This is a genomic window from Dactylosporangium vinaceum (assembly GCF_019904175.1).
In the GTDB taxonomy this organism is placed as follows: Bacteria; Actinomycetota; Actinomycetes; order Mycobacteriales; family Micromonosporaceae; genus Dactylosporangium; species Dactylosporangium vinaceum.
The window spans coordinates 2,042,082-2,059,075 of sequence record NZ_CP061913.1; the positions used below are offsets into that span (position 1 = coordinate 2,042,082).

General features: G+C 70.8%; 10 protein-coding genes and 1 pseudogene. 5 read left to right on the forward strand and 6 right to left on the reverse strand.

What is annotated here, in order from left to right:
• Positions 1–1,448 precede the first annotated feature (1,448 nt).
• Positions 1,449–2,099 carry a regulatory protein RecX gene (locus tag Dvina_RS54095; RefSeq protein ID WP_246656511.1) on the forward strand — a complete coding sequence of 217 codons (651 nt, stop codon included), beginning with the start codon at positions 1,449–1,451 and terminating at the stop codon, positions 2,097–2,099.
• A 1,961-nt stretch (positions 2,100–4,060) separates the two neighbouring features.
• Positions 4,061–5,614 (forward strand): annotated as a pseudogene (rny, locus tag Dvina_RS08845) (ribonuclease Y); the annotation flags it as partial.
• Between the two features lie 424 nt (positions 5,615–6,038).
• On the opposite strand, the gene Dvina_RS08850 reads toward rny, so the two are convergent.
• The 5 genes from Dvina_RS08850 to Dvina_RS08870 form a co-directional block, all read right to left on the reverse strand.
• Complete coding sequence (locus tag Dvina_RS08850; protein WP_223101923.1) at positions 6,039–8,744, reverse strand: ABC transporter substrate-binding protein; 2,706 nt, start codon at positions 8,742–8,744, stop codon at positions 6,039–6,041.
• Positions 8,745–8,842: 98 nt separating this feature from the next.
• Positions 8,843–9,709 (reverse strand): amino acid ABC transporter permease, encoded by an 867-nt coding sequence (locus Dvina_RS08855; RefSeq protein WP_223101924.1) that lies wholly within the window; start codon positions 9,707–9,709, stop codon positions 8,843–8,845.
• Complete coding sequence (locus Dvina_RS08860; protein WP_223101925.1) at positions 9,706–10,362, reverse strand: amino acid ABC transporter permease; 657 nt, start codon at positions 10,360–10,362, stop codon at positions 9,706–9,708. Before Dvina_RS08860 ends, Dvina_RS08855 begins: the two co-directional genes overlap by 4 nt.
• A 71-nt stretch (positions 10,363–10,433) precedes the next feature.
• Positions 10,434–11,393: a glutamate ABC transporter substrate-binding protein gene (locus Dvina_RS08865; protein ID WP_223101926.1), complete on the reverse strand. Its 960-nt coding sequence runs from the start codon at positions 11,391–11,393 to the stop codon at positions 10,434–10,436.
• 112 nt (positions 11,394–11,505) lie between these two features.
• Complete coding sequence (locus Dvina_RS08870; RefSeq protein WP_223101927.1) at positions 11,506–12,249, reverse strand: amino acid ABC transporter ATP-binding protein; 744 nt, start codon at positions 12,247–12,249, stop codon at positions 11,506–11,508.
• Positions 12,250–12,438: 189 nt separating this feature from the next.
• Here Dvina_RS08870 and surE point away from each other — a divergent pair, with 189 nt between their 5' ends.
• Both surE and miaB read left to right on the forward strand, forming a co-directional pair.
• Positions 12,439–13,209 (forward strand): 5'/3'-nucleotidase SurE, encoded by a 771-nt coding sequence (surE, locus tag Dvina_RS08875; protein WP_246656112.1) that lies wholly within the window; start codon positions 12,439–12,441, stop codon positions 13,207–13,209.
• Positions 13,210–13,222: 13 nt separating this feature from the next.
• Entirely contained in the window at positions 13,223–14,689 is a 1,467-nt protein-coding gene (gene miaB / locus Dvina_RS08880; RefSeq protein WP_223101929.1) for a tRNA (N6-isopentenyl adenosine(37)-C2)-methylthiotransferase MiaB, read from the forward strand.
• Positions 14,690–14,822: 133 nt separating this feature from the next.
• Here the strand turns inward: miaB and Dvina_RS08885 are convergent, their stop codons facing one another.
• A complete protein-coding gene (locus Dvina_RS08885; RefSeq protein ID WP_223101930.1) occupies positions 14,823–16,031 on the reverse strand; it encodes a DUF349 domain-containing protein in 1,209 nt (402 codons plus the stop codon).
• A gap of 229 nt (positions 16,032–16,260) precedes the next feature.
• On the opposite strand from Dvina_RS08885, the gene Dvina_RS08890 reads away from it, so the two are divergent.
• Complete coding sequence (locus Dvina_RS08890; RefSeq protein ID WP_223101931.1) at positions 16,261–16,932, forward strand: class III extradiol dioxygenase subunit B-like domain-containing protein; 672 nt, start codon at positions 16,261–16,263, stop codon at positions 16,930–16,932.
• Positions 16,933–16,994 lie beyond the last annotated feature (62 nt).

Sequence of the window (16,994 nt, forward strand, 5' to 3'; positions counted from 1 at the left end):
CTCTGCGCGTCGCTCGAGACTCCCGGTGCCGGCCTGGCGGGCCAAGCCGCCCGACCGGCACCGGGTCTCAGCCGACGCCGTGTGCCAAGTGGGAGGTACCGATGTCCGGCGGAGACGCCCCAACCGCCGCCAGCCCAAACCCGTGGCACACCGCCCCGGCCGGCGCCCCCCTCCCACCACCCGACCCCACTTCAGCCGACCCCACTTCAGCCGACCCCGCTTCAGCCGACCCCGCTTCAGCCGACACCGCGCCGCCCGGCCCTGCTCAGCGCGGCACCGTTTCCTCAGCTGACACCGTGCCGCCTGATGCCGCCCAGTCCGGCGCTGCGTTAGCCGGCACCGCACCGCCCGGCATCGCATCGCCCGATCCTGCTCAGCCCGGCGACGCACTCCCCGGCCACGCTCAGCCCGGCACTGTGTCAGCGGGCACCGTTCGATCCGGCGCTGGTTGGCCCGGCTTGCCGCCGCTCGACGTGGCCGGGCCGGACGCAGTTGAGCCCGACGCTCTTGGTCGCCTGGCCGCTGCCTCCGCGCCGATCTCCCAGTGGGTGGACCCCGGCGGCGACAATCCGTGGACGTCACCCACCGCTGCTCGGCCGACACCGTCGGCTCGCTCAAGCGGTGGGTCGACGGCCTCCGCCGTTTCCGGTGGACCGACTGTGCCGGTCGGATCGGCTGCTGCGGAGAGTCCCCTCGTGAGCGATACGCCGGACGAAGTGGAGCGGCCGGCGTGGAGTCCTCCGGCCGGCAATCCGTGGGCGGGCGACGACGGCGGGAGCTCCGAAACCCCATCTCGTCCCGCGTGGCAGCCGGGGCCGGACAATCCCTGGGCTGATCCCAGCTCGGCCCCGCGGAGCCTGCCGGACTCGTCGAGGTCGAGCACGGTTCGTCGGCGTGGTGCTCGGTCCGACTCTGCGGCCGGCTCGGACGCTTCAGCCGGCGATGATGCTTCCGCTGGCTCCTCGTCTCGCGCAGCTTCTTCTCGTGGGTCGTCATCCCGCGGCTCTTCCGCGCCTGGGTCGTCTTCCCGCGGTGCGTCTTCTGGTGGCACGCCTTCCCTCGGTGCGTCTTCTGGTGGCACGCCTTCCCTCGGTGCGTCTTCTGGCGGTGCGTCTTCTCTTGGTGCGTCTTCTCTTGGTGCGTCTTCTCTTGGTGCGTCTTCCCGCGGTGCGTCTTCCCGCGGTGCGTCTTCTCGTGGGGCGGCTTCCGGGGGTGCGGCTTCGGACGGTGTGGCTTCGGGCGGTGCCGCTTCGGCTCGTGGGGCGGCTTCCGGCGGTGCCGCTTCGGGCGGTGCGGCTTCGGGTGGTGTGGCTTCGGGTGGTGTGGCTTCGGGTGGTGTGGCTTCGGGTGGTTCGGCTTTGCCGGGGGCTTCGTTTGGTGGGGTGGCTTCGGGCTCGTCTTCGCCGAGGGCTGTTGAGCTGCCTTGGACGAACGCTACCCAGCCGGACATTTCCGGAATTTCCGGTTCGGTGGGCGATAGCGGGGCGGAGCAGGAGGGTGGGCGGGGGCGGCGCGGGAAGCGGGGGCGAGGGCAGCGAGAGAGTGGGCCGGCCAAGGCGGTTGATCCGCGCGAGGCGGCTCGGGAGATTTGCCTGCGGCAGTTGGCTGTTCGGCCGCGTACTCGGGCTGAGCTCGGGGCGGCCATGCGCAAGCGCGGGGTCGAGGAGGAGATCGCGGCGGAGATTCTCGATCGGTACGACGAGGTCGGGATCATTGACGACGCTGCCTTCGCCCGGGCCTGGGTGAACAGTCGGCACCATGGGCGAGGGTTGTCCCGGCGGGCGCTGGCGGGGGAGTTGCGGCGGAAGGGCGTGTCCTCGGATGAGATGGGGGAGGCGCTCGAGGAGTTGACGCCCGACATGGAGGAGCAGACGGCCAAGGCGTTGGTCGTGCGGCGGCTGCGGACGGAGACTCGCGGTACACCCGAGGCGATCTTTCGGCGGTTGGTCGGGATGCTCGGGCGCAAGGGGTATCCGCCGGGGCTGGCGATCCGGCTCGTCAAGGAGGCGCTGGCGGAGCGGGACGACGCGGCTGAGTTCGCCGACTCCATCGACGCCGATGCGCTCGCTGACGCCGCTCACGATCCCGACGTTCAGTAGGCGATCCTTGGCCTTGATGGCGCGGCCGTGGGGCCCTCGGCCTCGATGGGGCGGCCGCGAGCACCTCGGTCCTGATGGGGCGGCCGTGAGCCCTTGGCCTCAAGGTGTGTGGCGCCGCTGTGGGCAAGTTCTGTAGTGCGGATGCCGACCGCCATCGCTCGCCCTGCGCGATGCGAGATCTAATCTGCCGGTGCGGTGCGGTGCGGTGCGGTGCGGTGCGGTGCGGTGCGGTGCGGTGCGGTGCGGTGCGGTGCGGTGCGGTGCGGTGCGGTGCGGTGCGGTGCGGTGCGGTGCGGTGCGGTGCGGTGCGGTGCGGTGCGGTGCGGTGCGGTGCGGTGCGGTGCGGTGCGGTGCGGTGCGGTGGGCTGAATCTGCTCGCGGCTGATCTTGTGTCGCTGTGATGTATCGACGGCGGAGGCGGGGCGACGGGGCCCCAAGGGTGGTGGGGGTCGGGTGGCTTGCTTGGTGACAGGGTGGGGTCGGGTTGTCTGACGCTCCGTAACGGTTGGTCTTGGGGTTCGGGCCTTGCGCGGGTGCTCGGGGGCGCATTGGCGGTGATGGGTGTCGATGATGATGTTGGTGGGGTGTACGGGCTGTGGTGGAATGGTTGCAGGAATGATGGTGTGGTGCGTGCGGTCTGTTGGGGGTTGATTACTTGCGGTTGAAAGTTTTGGCGGGTGTCGACCGACATGCCGGAAAGATCCGTGCAAACGGGGCCCGTGGGGTGTTTCGGCTGGCGAGGGTACTTGACGGACTTAGGGGCCGTATGGTGCCCGATCATGAGTCCTTGACCGAAGCGGCCTTCACGACCTAGCCTCACCGTTACCAGATGGAGACCGCCCAACCACCGCGGGTTTACCGCACAACATAGATCGCATCACAGATCAGCAACACTTAACAAAGGTTCATAGCGGATTTGAGCGCCACGCCTTGCGGGAGGTGTCGGCGCTAGTGGCGACCCAGCAGCGGGGCCCTCTAAGCCTCGATATTGATATCGCTTGATATGCGGGGTCGGGCGTCTCCTCCATATACCCGCCGTTGCTGAGTGCGCGGCGTTGAGCGGAGCGAGGTGACGTCGTGACGGAGTGCGCCCGGGTCATCCTCTGCGAACTTGCACGCCCCGGCGGCCCGGCGGGCCCGGGAGCCACAGTGGGGCGAGACCCCGACCACGAGCACTCCACCGCGGCGACCGTTGCCGACGGTGACGAAGGCGGCGGAGCACCACCCGGCCAGCCACCCAGCCAGATGCCGACACCAGCAGCGCCCGGCCAGGTCTCGGCGCAAGTGTCGAGCCAGGCGGCGCCGGGGGCGGCAGACCTGCTCCCCACGCAAGCGCCCGGGCAACTCCCCATGCGGGAGCCCGGCCAGGGGGCGACGCGAGTGGTCGGCCAGGCCGCGACGCCAGGGGGCGGGCGGGTGCTGACGCGGGCGGCTGGTGAGGTGTCGGCGCGCGTGTCGGGCCAGGTGGCGGCGTGGGCGGTGGGGCGGGTGGCGGCGCGGGTGGTTGGGCGAAGCGGGGGGCGGCTCGGAGGGCGGGCGGAGCGTGGTGATGTGCCCGGGCGAACCGTGCGCATCGGGCTTGTGCGCCTAAACCCGGCGGCTGGTGCAAGTAGGGTGGCATCTGGGGGCGGGACCGCCCGTGTGGACAGGGCGGTGGGTGTGAGCAGAGCTTCCGGTGCGCGCCGGCGACTCGGGGCTGCGGCGTCGGTGCTGGGGTTTGCGGGGGCGGCGGCGTGACCGGGGTTGAGGTTGCGCTCACGCTGGCGATGATCCTGTTGGTCGTCGTCGTCGCGGTGGTGCTCGTCGTCGCGATGAAGGTCGTGAAGCGGCTCGGGAACGGTGGGCCGGGCGCCGCGGCGGTCGGGGACGACCCGGCGTTCCTGGCCGAGAAGGATCGGCAGGAGCATTCGCTGGCGTCGTTGCGTACGGCCGCGGAGGACGCGACGGCGGCCGTTGACGAGGCTCGGGCGGCGGCTGCGGCGGCGCGTACCGAGGCGGCGGCGGCCAAGGCCGAGGCGAGCGCGGCTCGCTCGGAGGCGCGGCGGATCCTCGACGCGGCCCGGGCCGAGGCCGACTCGCTGATCGAGCGGGCGCACCGGCAGGCCGAGACCGATGCCGAGCAGGCGCGGGCGGCGGCGCGACGGGCCGGTGAGCGGGAGGTCAGCCAGCTCACGACCGTCGCCAAGGAGCAGTCGCAGGATGCCGAACGGCGGCAACGCCGGCTCGACGAGCGCGAGCGGCTCCTGGCGGAGGAGGCCGAGCGGCTGGCGGAACGGGATCGGCGGATCACCAGTACAGAGGCAGAGTTTTTGGAGCGTGAAGCGTCTTTCGTCCGCCGGGAGTCGGCGCTTGCCGAGGGCGAGGAGCGGCACCGCGCCGAACTGGAGCGCATCGCCGGGCTCACCGCCGACGCGGCCCGGATCGAGGTCGTCGAGACGATCGAGGCGCAGGCCAAGCGCGAGGCGGCGCTGTTGGTGCGCGACATCGAGCACGATGCGCGCAGCACGGCCGAGCAGCGGGCCCGGCACATCGTCGTCGACGCGATCCAGCGCGTGGCCAGCGAGCAGACCGCGGAGAGCGTCGTCAGCGTCCTGCACCTGCCCAGCGACGAGATGAAGGGCCGGATCATCGGGCGCGAGGGCCGCAACATCCGGGCGTTCGAGTCGACGACCGGCGTCAACCTGATCATCGACGACACCCCCGAGGCCGTGCTGCTGTCCTGCTTCGACCCGGTGCGCCGCGAGATCGGCCGGCTCACGCTGGAGAAGCTGGTGCTCGACGGGCGGATTCACCCGCACCGCATCGAGGAGGTCTTCGAGCAGGCCAAGCACGAGGTGGAGCGGCTGTGCCACCGGGCCGCCGAGGATGCGCTCGTCGAGGTCGGCATCACCGACCTGCACCCCGAGCTGATGACGCTGCTGGGGCGGCTGCGGTACCGCACCTCGTATGGCCAGAACGTCCTGAAGCACCTCGTCGAGACCGCGCACATCGCCGGGATCATGGCGTCCGAGCTGCACCTGGACCCGGTCCTGATCAAGCGGTCGGCGTTCCTGCACGACATCGGCAAGGCGCTCACCCACGAGGTCGAGGGCAGCCACGCGCTGATCGGTGCGGATGTGGCCCGCAAGTACGGCGAGCACGAAGACGTCGTCCACGCCATCGAGGCCCACCACAACGAGGTGCTGCCGCAGACGATCGAGGCGGTGCTCACCCAGGCTTCGGACGCCTGCTCGGGCGGTCGGCCGGGGGCGCGGCGGGAAAGCCTGGAGGCGTACGTCAAGCGGCTCGAGCGGATCGAGGAGATCGCCGGCGGCAAGTCGGGCGTCGAGAAGGTCTTCGCCATGCAGGCCGGCCGCGAGATCCGGGTCATGGTCCGCCCGGACGACGTCGACGACATCGGGGCCGCGGTGCTGGCTCGCGACGTGGCGAAGCAGATCGAGGAGGAGCTGACCTATCCGGGTCAGATCCGGGTGACTGTCGTTCGCGAGTCGCGGGTCACGGAGATCGCTCGCTGACAACTTCCCTGACCGGCACCAACAGCGCTCGGCGTGAGATCGATCTTGGTAGATAAATCGTGATAAAGGCGATATGTCCGGTTAGCGGAGCGCCGGACATATCGTTGTCGCCCGAGCCGAGGGAGAACGGGCGGCCAGGGCCCGAGGCATGGCCACTGCCATGGGCCCGAGCCCAGGGAGAGCGGGCGGCCGGGGCACGTGGGCCCGAGACATGGCCACTACCATCGGCCCGAGCCTGGAAGAGAGGGGCCGTCAGGGCCGCGGGCCTGCAGCGTCGCGCCGGAGATGTCGCCATCGGCCGGCGTGGCCGCCGGGTCCCGCGTGACCTTCTGCACCACGCTGCAAGCCGGCTCGCAGCGCGAACCAGGCCTCGTCACGAGCATGAGCGTGGGCGCGCCGGGAAAGCCCGCGCCCCGCGGCGGGGTCAGGGCTTGATCGCGGTGTCGTTGACCATGTACTGGCCGTTCACCTTGTAAGCCCAGATCAACGGGTCCGGCGCGGACAGGTTGCCGCTGCCGTCGAACTTGATGGTGCGGCCCGTCGCCGCGCCCTTGCCCTCGTAGGTGGTCATGTACTTCAGCATCGACTCGCGGGTGCCGTGGCCGGAGAGGAAGCCGGCCAGGTATACGCCGGCGGCGTCGTAGGCCTCGGGGCCGTAGTAGCTCGCCGACTCGCTGAACGTGCCCTGGTACTTCGAGGCGAAGTCGTTGCCCGCGTCCTTCGACGGGACGCAGGGGCAGGTGACGGTGACGCCCTGCGCCTTGCCCTCGGTCTTCGTGACGAAGCTCTGCGTGAACAGCTTGTCGGAGCCCACGATCGGGACCGTCGCGTTGGCTGCGCGCAGGGCCTTCACGAAGCCTATGCCCGGGGTGGACTGGCCCGCGAAGTACACCGCGTCCGGCTTCGAGTCGTTCACCTGCTTGGCGGCCGAGGTGAAGTCGGTGTCGGTCTGCTTGACGGCCACGCTCAGGCCCGTGCCGCCGCCCAGGACGGCGGAGACCTCGGTGCGGCCCGTCGTGCCGTAGTCGGAGTCGTCGTAGACGATCGCGGTCTTGCTGGCCTTCAGGGTGTTCTTGATGTACCTCGCGCCCGCGCGGGCCTGGTCGACGTCGGAGCCGATCGCCCGGTGGAACGTGGCCCAGCCCTGCTTGGCCAGCTTCTCGTCGGGGGCGAACGGGGTGATCATCGGCAGGCTCGCCTTTTCCAGGATCGGGCCGGCGGCGAGGATCTCGTTGTCGTACACGGGGCCGACCACGCCGATCACGTCGGCGTCGTCGACGGCGAGCTGGGCCTTGGCCTTGCTGCCGTCGTCGGTGCCGGTGGTGTCGAACTCCTTGAAGTCGACCTTGCAGTTGGCGTGGGCGTTGTTGAAGTCGTCGATGGCCAGGCGGACGCTGTTGCGCATCATCACGCCGTCGTCGGAGTTGTCGCCGCTGGACATGCCCAGGTAGCCGATCTTCTTGCCGCAGACCGGCGGTACCGCCGAGGTCTGGCTGTCGGCGGGGGTCGGGGTGGGGACGTCGGGGTTGCGGTTGACCGCCCACACGACCCCGCCGATCAGCAGGAGCAGGACCAGGACACCGCTTCCGATGGCCGCGAGCCGTCCGCCACGCCCTTTTTTCGGCGGCTGTACCGCCGGATAGCCCGCCTGCCACGGAGGAGCCGGACTGGCCGGAATGGCGGTGATCGGCTGCGCGACGGGCGGGGCCGGCTGCGCGTAGGCCATGGGCTGGGTCGCCGGCTGCTGCTGCACCGGCGGCGTCGAGACGGGCCGGGCCACCTGCTGCGGGATGATGGGAGGCGGCGGCTGGTAGGCGGGAGCCGGGATCGAGCTCGTCTGCATCAGCGGCGGCAGGTGCGGGGTGTTCGACGGCATGCTGAAGCCGGGCGACACCGGCTGGCCGGAGACGGGCGCGGCCGACACCGGCGCGGCGGCCACGTCGCCGCTGAGCTCGTGGGCGCGCCCACCCGACGTCGGCGCGCCGGAGATCGGCCCGCCCGAGATGGGGGAGCTGCTGCCGCCCGCGGCCCCGGCGACGTGGGCGCGGCCGGTCGGCGGGGCCAGGTGCAGGGCGCCCTCGGCCACGACCAGCTCGGGCTGCTCGATCGCGGTCGGGGCGAGGCCGAACGCGCGGTGCAGCAGTGTCGCCGCCAGCGGGATGCGGCTGGAGCCGCCGACCAGGAACACCGCGGAGACGGGCCGGTTGCCCAGGGCGGAGGCGGTGACGGCGATCTGGGTGGCGGTGACCGTGCGGTCGAGGATGGGCCGGGCCAGCTGCTCGAGCTGCTCGCGGCCGATCGGGACGCTCTCGTCGAACAGGGGCACGTGGACGTAGGTCGTGGCGGCCCGGCTCAGCATCTCCTTGGCCAGGCGGGCGTCCTCCCACAGCTGCCACGCGGCGCGGCGGTCGGACTCAGTCTCCGGGTTGGTCAGGCGGCGCCACTGGTCGCCCTCCCGGCCGGCGAAGTTGCGGCCGAGGTAGGCCACGACGGCCGCGTCGACGTCGAGGCCGCCCGCGTCCGGCAGGCCCTCGCTCGCGAGCACGTCGAAGCCCCCGCCCGCGTTGCGGCGCACCACGCTGGCGTCGAAGGTGCCCGCGCCGAAGTCGTACACCACCGCGACGCCGCCGACGGGCACGTGGGTGCCGATGGTGCTGACGAAGTACGAGGCCGCGGCGACGGGCTCGGCGGCCAGCAGCGGGGCCGGAAGACCGGCGGCGACCGCGGCCTGGGAGAGCGTCTGGCGGCGCTGTGGGGGCCAGGTGGCCGGGTGGGTGAGCGTGACGTGGGCCGGCTTGGCCCCGGCGACCCGCTCGGCCTCGGCCGCGACCCGGCGCAGGACGCTCGTGACCAGCTCGGCCACGGGGACGTCGCGCTCGCCGAGCCAGACGGTGCCCTCCTCGACGCGGCGCTTGGGGTAGGGCTCGAACCGGTGCGGCTGCAGCCGCGCGGAGTGCACGGCGTCACGCCCGGTGAGGATGCTGCCGTCGGCGTTGACGTACACCGCGGAGGGGAGCAGCGGGGACCCGTCGAAGAGCAGGGGCTTGGTGCGCCCGTCCGGCCAGCGCAGGACGCCGACGGTGTTCGAGGTGCCGAAGTCGATGCCCAACCGGAAGCCAGTGTCCGCCACTCGCGCAGCGTACGCATAGGGCGCAACGTTGCCAATCGGCTCAAAGAACCGGCCCGGCTCCCCTCAATGAACGGGAGGCCGGGCCGGTGCGCGGTGCCTTATACGACAGGTGCGCCGGTGTCGGTGGTCAGCGGAACCGGGGCGGCTGTCGTGCGCGGGCGCCGTCCGCCGATGAGCCGCTTCTGCAGCCAGAAGGCGAACGCCGACAGCAGGCCGCAGGTGCTGATGTAGATCGCGGCGACGATCAGGTAGCTCGGCACGTAGGGCAGGCCGAAGGGCAGGCGGCCGCCGATCTGCTTGCCGACGTACAGCAGCTCGGGCAGCTGGATGATGAAGCCCAGCGCGGTGTCCTTGAGCAGCACCACGACCTGGCTGACGATGGCCGGGAGCATCGCCCGGATCGCCTGGGGCAGCAGGATCGACATCATGACCTGGGTCTTGCGCATGCCCAGCGCGTAGGCGGCCTCGGACTGGCCCTTCGCCACGGCCAGGAAGCCGGCCCGGAAGATCTCGGCGAGCACCGCCCCGTTGTAGAGCGTGAGCCCGATCACCAGGGGCCAGAACGGGCCGACCTTGTAGCCGAGCTGGATCGGGCCGTAGTACGCGAAGAAGATGAGCACCAGCAGCGGGATGGCCCGGAACAGCTCGACGATGAGCGTCGTGGGGCCGGTGAAGTAGCCGTGGTCGCTCAGCCGGCCGGTCGCCAGCACCGCACCGAAGATCAGCGCGAGCACCGCCGCGACTCCGGCCGCGCGCAGCGTGGTGAGGTACCCGTCGAGGAGCTGCTGTTGAATCGCCGCGTACTGGAACTGCTGCCACTTGATCGACTCGAACTGGCCCGTGTCGTTGAAGCGCATCACGATGTAGACCAGCAGGGCCACGATCGCGACGAGGCTCACGATACTGAGCACGCGGTTGCGCAGGCGGGCCTTGGGGCCGGGCAGGTCGTAGAGGATGTTGCTCATCGTGCGACTCCCCAGCGCCGCTCCAGGTTCCGCTGCACGAGGATGAGCGGTACCACCAGAATGAGGAACCCGATCGTGACCCACAGCAGGGTGTAGATCTGGTTCTCGCCGCGCTCGGAAAGGTACGCCTGGATCGCGCCCGCCTCGGCGACGGAGAAGCCGGCCGCGATCGTCGTGTTCTTCAGCATGGCGTTGAGGACGCTGACCATCGGCGGCACCACGGTGCGGAACGCCTGCGGCAGCACGACGAGGGTGAGCACCTGGCCGAAGCTCATGCCCAGGGCGCGGGCGGCCTCGGCCTGGCCGACCGGGACGGTGTTGATGCCGGAGCGCAGCGCCTCACAGATGAAGGCGCTCGTGTACGCGGTGAGTGCGACACAGGCGCTCGGGAAGTAGTCGATGTCGACGTCGAGTTTCGGCACCGCGAAGACGAGCAGCGCGAAGACCAGTGTGAGCGGGCAGTTGCGCAGCAGCAGCACATAGGTGGTACCGAAGCCGCGCAGGGCCGGCACCGGCGAGACGCGCATGGCAGTCAGCAGTGTGCCGAGGACCAGGGAGGCGACGCCGGAGATCAGGAACAGCTGGATCGTCGTCCAGAAGTGGGACCCGATCACGTCCCAGTTGTCCGTGAGGACGTGAAGAAACTCGTTCATCCGCTGCCCATCGCCAGGGGGTAAAGGGCGGGACGCCGCCCCGCGGTGGGGGCGGCGTCCCGAATGTCAGATCAGTACTTCTCGAGCGGCGGGATCGTGGCGGCGGAGCCGGACTTGCCCAGCGTGCCGTCGTAGATCTTCTGCCAGGTGCCGTCCTGCTCGGCCTTCTCCAGGGCGGCGTTGACGAAGTCGCGCAGCGCCTTGTCGTCGTGCGGCAGGCCGATGCCGTACTTCTCCGGGTACGGCTTGCCCGTCGCCGGGTCGGTGAACGGCTTGCCGACCACCTTCAGCATCGACGGGTTCTGCGCGGCGTAGCCCTTGAGGATCGCGTCGTCGGTGGTCACCGCGTCGACCTTCTTGTCGATCAGCTGCGACACGCACTCGGAGTAGGTCTTGAACTCGACGATCTTGTCGGTGAGCTTCTGGTCGCGCACCCGCTGGATCGGCGTGGAGCCGGTGGCGGAGCAGACCGTCTTGCCCTTGAGCGAGTCGGAGCCGGTGATGGACGTGTCGTCCTTGCGCACCAGCAGGTCCTGCGAGGCGATGAAGTACGGGCCGGCGAAGGCGACGTCGGCCTTGCGCTTGTCGGTGATCGAGTAGGTGCCGACGTAGTAGTCGACCTCACCACCCTTGATCGACGTCTCGCGGTTCGCGGACGCGACCTCCTTGAACTCGATCTTCGCCGGGTCGATGCCCAGCTTCGACGCGATGAGCTGGGCGATCTCGATGTCGAAGCCGCAGCGCTTGCCCGAGGCGTCCTTGTAGCCGAGGTTCGGCTGGTCGAACTTGACGCCGATGACGACCTTGCCCGCGCTCTTGATCTTCGCAAACGTCGGGCTGCCGGCGATGTCGACGCCGCTGGCCGGCGTCAGGCTCACGCCGGACGACGTGCAGGCGTCGCTCTGCGCCTGCGGCGCGCCGGACTGGCCCGCCGGGGTCTCCGGGGTGGGCGTGCCCTCCTTGCCGCAGGCGGCAAGGCCGAGCGAAAGCGTGGCGACGGCGGCCATGGCCGCGATCCGCATGATTCGCATGTGCTTGCGTGCTCCTTCCATTACCTCACGTGGCCGGCCGGGTTCGCCGGACGGCCGGGGCGCCCCGGGGGTGGTGCGCCCGATCTCTCATGTGTCGAGGCGTGCGAAAACGTCAGTGGGTGAGGATCTTCGAGAGGAAGTCCTTGGCCCGGTCGGTGCGCGGGTTGGCGAAGAACTCCGCCGGCGCCGCCTCCTCGACCAGCAGGCCGTCGGCCATGAACACGACCCGGTTGGCCGCGTGCCGGGCGAAGCCCATCTCGTGGGTGACGACGACCATCGTCATGCCCTCACCGGCCAGGGTCGTCATCACCTCGAGCACCTCACCGACCATCTCGGGGTCGAGGGCGCTCGTCGGCTCGTCGAAGAGCATGGCTTTGGGCTGCATGGCCAGGGCGCGGGCGATCGCCGCGCGCTGCTGCTGGCCGCCGGAGAGCTGGGCCGGGTACTTCTCCGCCTGCGCCGCGATGCCGACCCGGTCCAGCAGGCCCATCGCCCGCTCGCGGACCGCGGCCGCCTTCTCCTTGCGCACCTTGACCGGCCCGAGCATCACGTTCTCGAGGATCGTCTTGTGCGCGAACAGGTTGAACGACTGGAAGACCATGCCGACCTCGCTGCGCAGCCGCGCGAGGGGCTTGCCCTCCGCGGGCAGGCTGGTGCCGTCGAACACGATCTCGCCGCTGTTGATCGGCTCCAACCGGTTGATCGCCCGGCAGAGCGTCGACTTGCCCGAGCCGGACGGCCCGATCACGACGACGACCTCGCCCCGCCCGATGGACAGGTTGACGTCCTTCAACACGTGCAGCTCGCCGAACCACTTGTTCACGCCACTGAGCACGATCAAAGGCTGGTCCGTCATCTTCCGCCCCACTGCATAGCGATGCCTGTCCCGTCGTCCGGTGCGTGTGACGTTAGCGGGGCAAAGGCTTCCGATCCGCGACACAAGGGTCACGGCCAGATAACGACGCCCGTTTTGCGTTACGTGTCCCTGACGGGTTCATTACAGCCCCCGTCTGGTCACAATGAGCAACCCGCGATGCTGGTTGGCATGCGCGTACTCGTGACCAATGACGACGGTATCGACAGTCCGGGCCTCCTCGCGCTCGCCGAACGGGTGACCCGGGCCGGGCACGAGGTCGTCGTGGCCGCGCCGGCCGAGGAGTCGTCGGGATCCAGTGCCGCGCTCCAGGCGGTCGACGAGGGCGGGCGCATCCAGATGGCCGAGCGGCGGCTGGGCAGTACGGACACCACCGCTTTTGCGGTTTCGGCAACGCCGGCCTTCATCGTGCTGCTCGCCACCCGCGGCGCCTTCGGGCCGGAGCCCGACGTCGTGCTGGCCGGCATCAACCGCGGGGCCAACACCGGCGCGGCCGTGCTGCACTCCGGCACGGTCGGCGCCGCGCTCACCGCCGTGGCCAACGGGTGCCCGGCGCTCGCGGTCTCGCTCGACGTCGACCCCAACACCGTCGAGGCCAACTGGGACACCGCGGCCGAGATCGCGGTCGACCTGCTGCCGATGCTCACCGGCGGGTTCGCGCTCAACGTGAACGTGCCCGACGTGCCGGCCGGTGACCTGCGCGGCGTGCGGCGGGCGCACCTGGCCGAGTTCGGCATCGTGCAGATGACGCTGCGCGAGCAGGGCGAGGGGTTCGTGCGCATGTCGCTCGAGCAGGTGGGCGAGGTGGCCGAGCCGGGCAGCGATGACGGCTGGCTGCTGGACGGGTACGCCGCTGTCACCCCGCTGTTCCCGCCCGGCGAGGCGGCCGACGTCGAGCTGCCGGGCATCGTCGATACGGCCGGTGAGCACATCGGGGGCTAAGATTTGGCTCGCTATGACTGAGACCCGAACGTTCCGTGTGATCACCTACGGCTGCCAGATGAATGCGCACGATTCCGAGCGCATCTCCGGGCTGCTGGAGGAGGCCGGCTACGTGCCGGCGGCCGGTGACGGCGACCCCGACGTCGTCGTGTTCAACACGTGTGCGGTGCGGGAGAACGCGGACAACCGGCTCTACGGCAACCTCGGCCACCTGCGGCCCACGAAGCTCGCGCACCCGGGCATGCAGATCGCCGTCGGCGGCTGCCTGGCCCAGAAGGACCGCGGCGACATCGTGAAGAAGGCGCCGTGGGTCGACGTCGTCTTCGGCACCCACAACATCGGGTCGCTGCCGGTGCTGCTGGAGCGGGCCCGGCACAACGCGGCGGCCGAGGTCGAGATCCTCGAGTCGCTGGAGGTCTTCCCCTCCACGCTGCCCACGCGGCGGGAGTCGACCTACGCCGGGTGGGTGTCGATCTCCGTCGGCTGCAACAACACGTGCACGTTCTGCATCGTGCCCGCGCTGCGCGGGCGGGAGAAGGACCGTCGCCCCGGCGAGATCCTGGCCGAGGTCCAGGCCCTGGCGGCCGAGGGGGTACTGGAGGTCACGCTCCTGGGCCAGAACGTCAACTCCTACGGGGCCGAGTTCGGCGACCGGCTGGCGTTCGGCAAGCTCCTGCGGGCCTGCGGCGACGTCGACGGGCTGGAGCGCGTCCGGTTCACCAGCCCGCACCCGAAGGACTTCACCGACGACGTGATCGCGGCGATGGCGGAGACGCCGAACGTGTGCCACTCGCTGCACATGCCGCTGCAGTCGGGTTCGGACGCGGTGCTGCGGGCGATGCGCCGCTCGTACCGGGCGGAGAAGTACCTGGGCATCATCGACAAGGTTCGGGCGGCGATGCCGGACGCGGCGATCACGACCGACATCATCGTGGGCTTCCCGGGTGAGACGGACGCCGACTTCGAGCAGACCCTGGACGTGGTCCGGGCCGCGCGGTATTCGAGCGCCTTCACGTTCCAGTACTCCAAGCGCCCGGGCACGCCCGCCGCGTCGATGGACGCGCAGGTGCCGAAGGCGGTCGTCCAGGAGCGCTACGACCGGCTGATCTCGGTGCTCGAGGAGATCTCCTGGGCCGAGAACAAGCGCTTGGTCGGCTCGACGCTCGAGGTCCTGGTCGCGGTCGGTGAGGGGCGCAAGGACAACGCCACCGGACGTCTGTCGGGCCGGGCGCGCGACGGGCGGCTCGTCCACTTCGCGGCGGACCCGGCCGCGGGCATCCGGCCCGGCGACATCGTGCACACGACGGTGACGTATGCCGCGCCGCACCACCTGAACTCCGACTCGCCGCTCGTCTCGCACCGGCGCACCCGTGCGGGCGACGCCTGGGAAGCCGGCCGGGTGACCCGGACTCCCGGGGTGTCGCTGGGCATGCCGTCCATCGGCGCTCCGGCCGTCGAGCCGGTGAAGACGCACTGCTGACGGGCGGTACCCGGGCGTCCGCTCGCCCGGTTTCGGCTCCGGAAACGACGTTGACCACTACACGCACTCCGGCGTGTAGTGGCCAACTTTCTATGTCGGACGGGTCCTGCCCGTCACCGGAGAAGTCTCGTGATCAGCCGGTGTGCTCGGCCATGGCCAGGAACTTGCGCTTGGACTCCAGGGCCTTCTCGGCCTCCTTGATACGGCGCTGGTCGCCGGCCGCCTGAGCGCTGGCCAGCTGCTGCTCGGCCCGCGCCACCTGCTCGCGCATCTGGGCGAGCAGCGGGCTGGCCTCCGGCGGGGTACGGCGCCAAGCGGCGTCCATTGCCTGCTTGACCCGGTCCTCCACGGCGCGCAGACGCCTGTCGAGGCCCGCCTGCGACTCGCGCGGGACCCGGCCGACCTCGTGCCAGGTGCCTTGGATCTCGCGCAGGCGGTTTTGCGCGCCCTTGGGGTCGCCGTCGACGTCGAGGGCCTCGGCCTGGGCCAGCAGCTCGTGCTTGCGGTCCAGGTTGCCCTTGAACTCGGCGTCCCGAGCTGAGAATACCTCGCTGCGCCGCTTGAAGAAGGCATCCTGGGCGGCCCGGAAGCGCTCCCAGAGCTTCTGCTCCGTGTCCTTGGCGGCCCGCGGCGCGGCCTTCCACTCGGTCATGAGGTCCTTGAGGCGGGCGGCCGTCGCGTTCCACTCGGTGGACTCCGACAGCTGCTCGGCCTCGACGACGAGCTCTTCCTTGCGGCCCTGGGCCTGCTTGCGGGAGGAGTCGAGGGTGGCGAAGTGCGCCCCGCGGCGACGGGTGAAGGCGTCGCGGGCGGCGGCGTAGCGCTTCCAGAGCTCGCTCTCGGCCTTCTTCTCGACGCCGTGGATCGACTTCCACTCGTCGAGGATCTCCTTGAGCCGGTCGCCGGCCGCCTTCCAGCCGGTGGCCTCGGCCGCGATGCTCTCGGCCTCCTCGACCAGCGCGGTCTTGCGGGCGAGCGACTCGGCCCGCGCGGCGTCGCGGGCGGCCCGGGCGGCGCCGGCCTTCTCCTCGGCGATCGTCGTCAGCTTGTCGAGGCGGGCGGCGAGCCCGTCGATGTCGCCGACGACGTGCGCCTCGTCGAGGCCGCTGCGCAGGCGGCGGATCGTGGACAGCGACTGGCCGGCGTCGGCGGCACCGCTGCCGAGCCTCGCTTCGATCAGGTCGACCTCGGTCACCAGGTCCGCGAACCGGCGGGCGAAGTGGGCCAGGCCCTCCTCGGGTGTCCCGGCCTGCCAGGACCCGATGGGGCGCTCACCGGCGGCCGTCTTCACGAAGACGTTGCCGTCGGCGTCGATCCGTCCAAACTCCGTAGGCTCGCTCATCTGCCCATCCTCAATCCCGGCGCCCGTAGGATCGGGTATCCCACCGTCACGCCGCCATCGCACAGCAAAGTTCCCCAGGGCATTCTCACAGGTGTGCCCCGGGGCCGGTCGAGGGCCTGCGGCCGAACCGTGACCATTCCGGTGCCATTCACAGAGTGCCACCGGCCTCTCCGCTCGCGGAGGGCGACCTCCGGAGGGGCGCAGAGACCGTCCCCGATAACGTTAGGCCGTGTCACTCGTCGCCGCCGCTGTCTGCCCACATCCGCCACTGCTCGTGCCGGAGCTGGCCGCCGGGGCCGCGCCCGAGCTCGACGACCTGCGGGCAGCCTGCCGCGCCGCGGTGGCGCACCTGGCGAACGCCTCGGTCGACTCGCTCATCGTCCTGGGATCCGATACCACGACGGTACGCCGTGAGCCCCCGTTCGGGGGGACCCTGTCCCCGTGGGGCGTCGATCTCCCGATCGGTGATCCAAGCGGTGATCAGCTGCCCCTGAGCCTCCTGATCGGTGCGTGGTTGCTCCCGGGCGCTGGAAACTTCCAGACAGTCGCGGCCGACGCCGACCCCGCCGAGTGCGCGCAGCTGGGCCGCAAGCTCGCCGGCGAGGCCGAGCGGGTCGGGCTGCTCGTCGTGGGTGACGGGTCGGCCTGCCGCACCGAGAAGGCGCCCGGCTTCTTCGACGCCCGGGCCGAGCCGTTCGACGCCGCCGTCAGCGCCGCCCTGGCCGCGGCCGACGCCGACGCGCTGGCCGCCCTCGATCCCGGGCTCGCCGCCGAGCTGCTCGCCGCCGGCCGCGCGCCGTGGCAGGTGCTGGCGGGCGCGGCCGACCGCCCGATGCGCGGGGAAGTACTGTACGACTCCGCACCGTACGGGGTCGCTTACTTCGTGGCCACCTGGGCGTGAGCGCGCGACGCGACGTGGCCGCTCGCCATGGGCACGGGGTGGCCCTCACGCCGGTGCCGGAG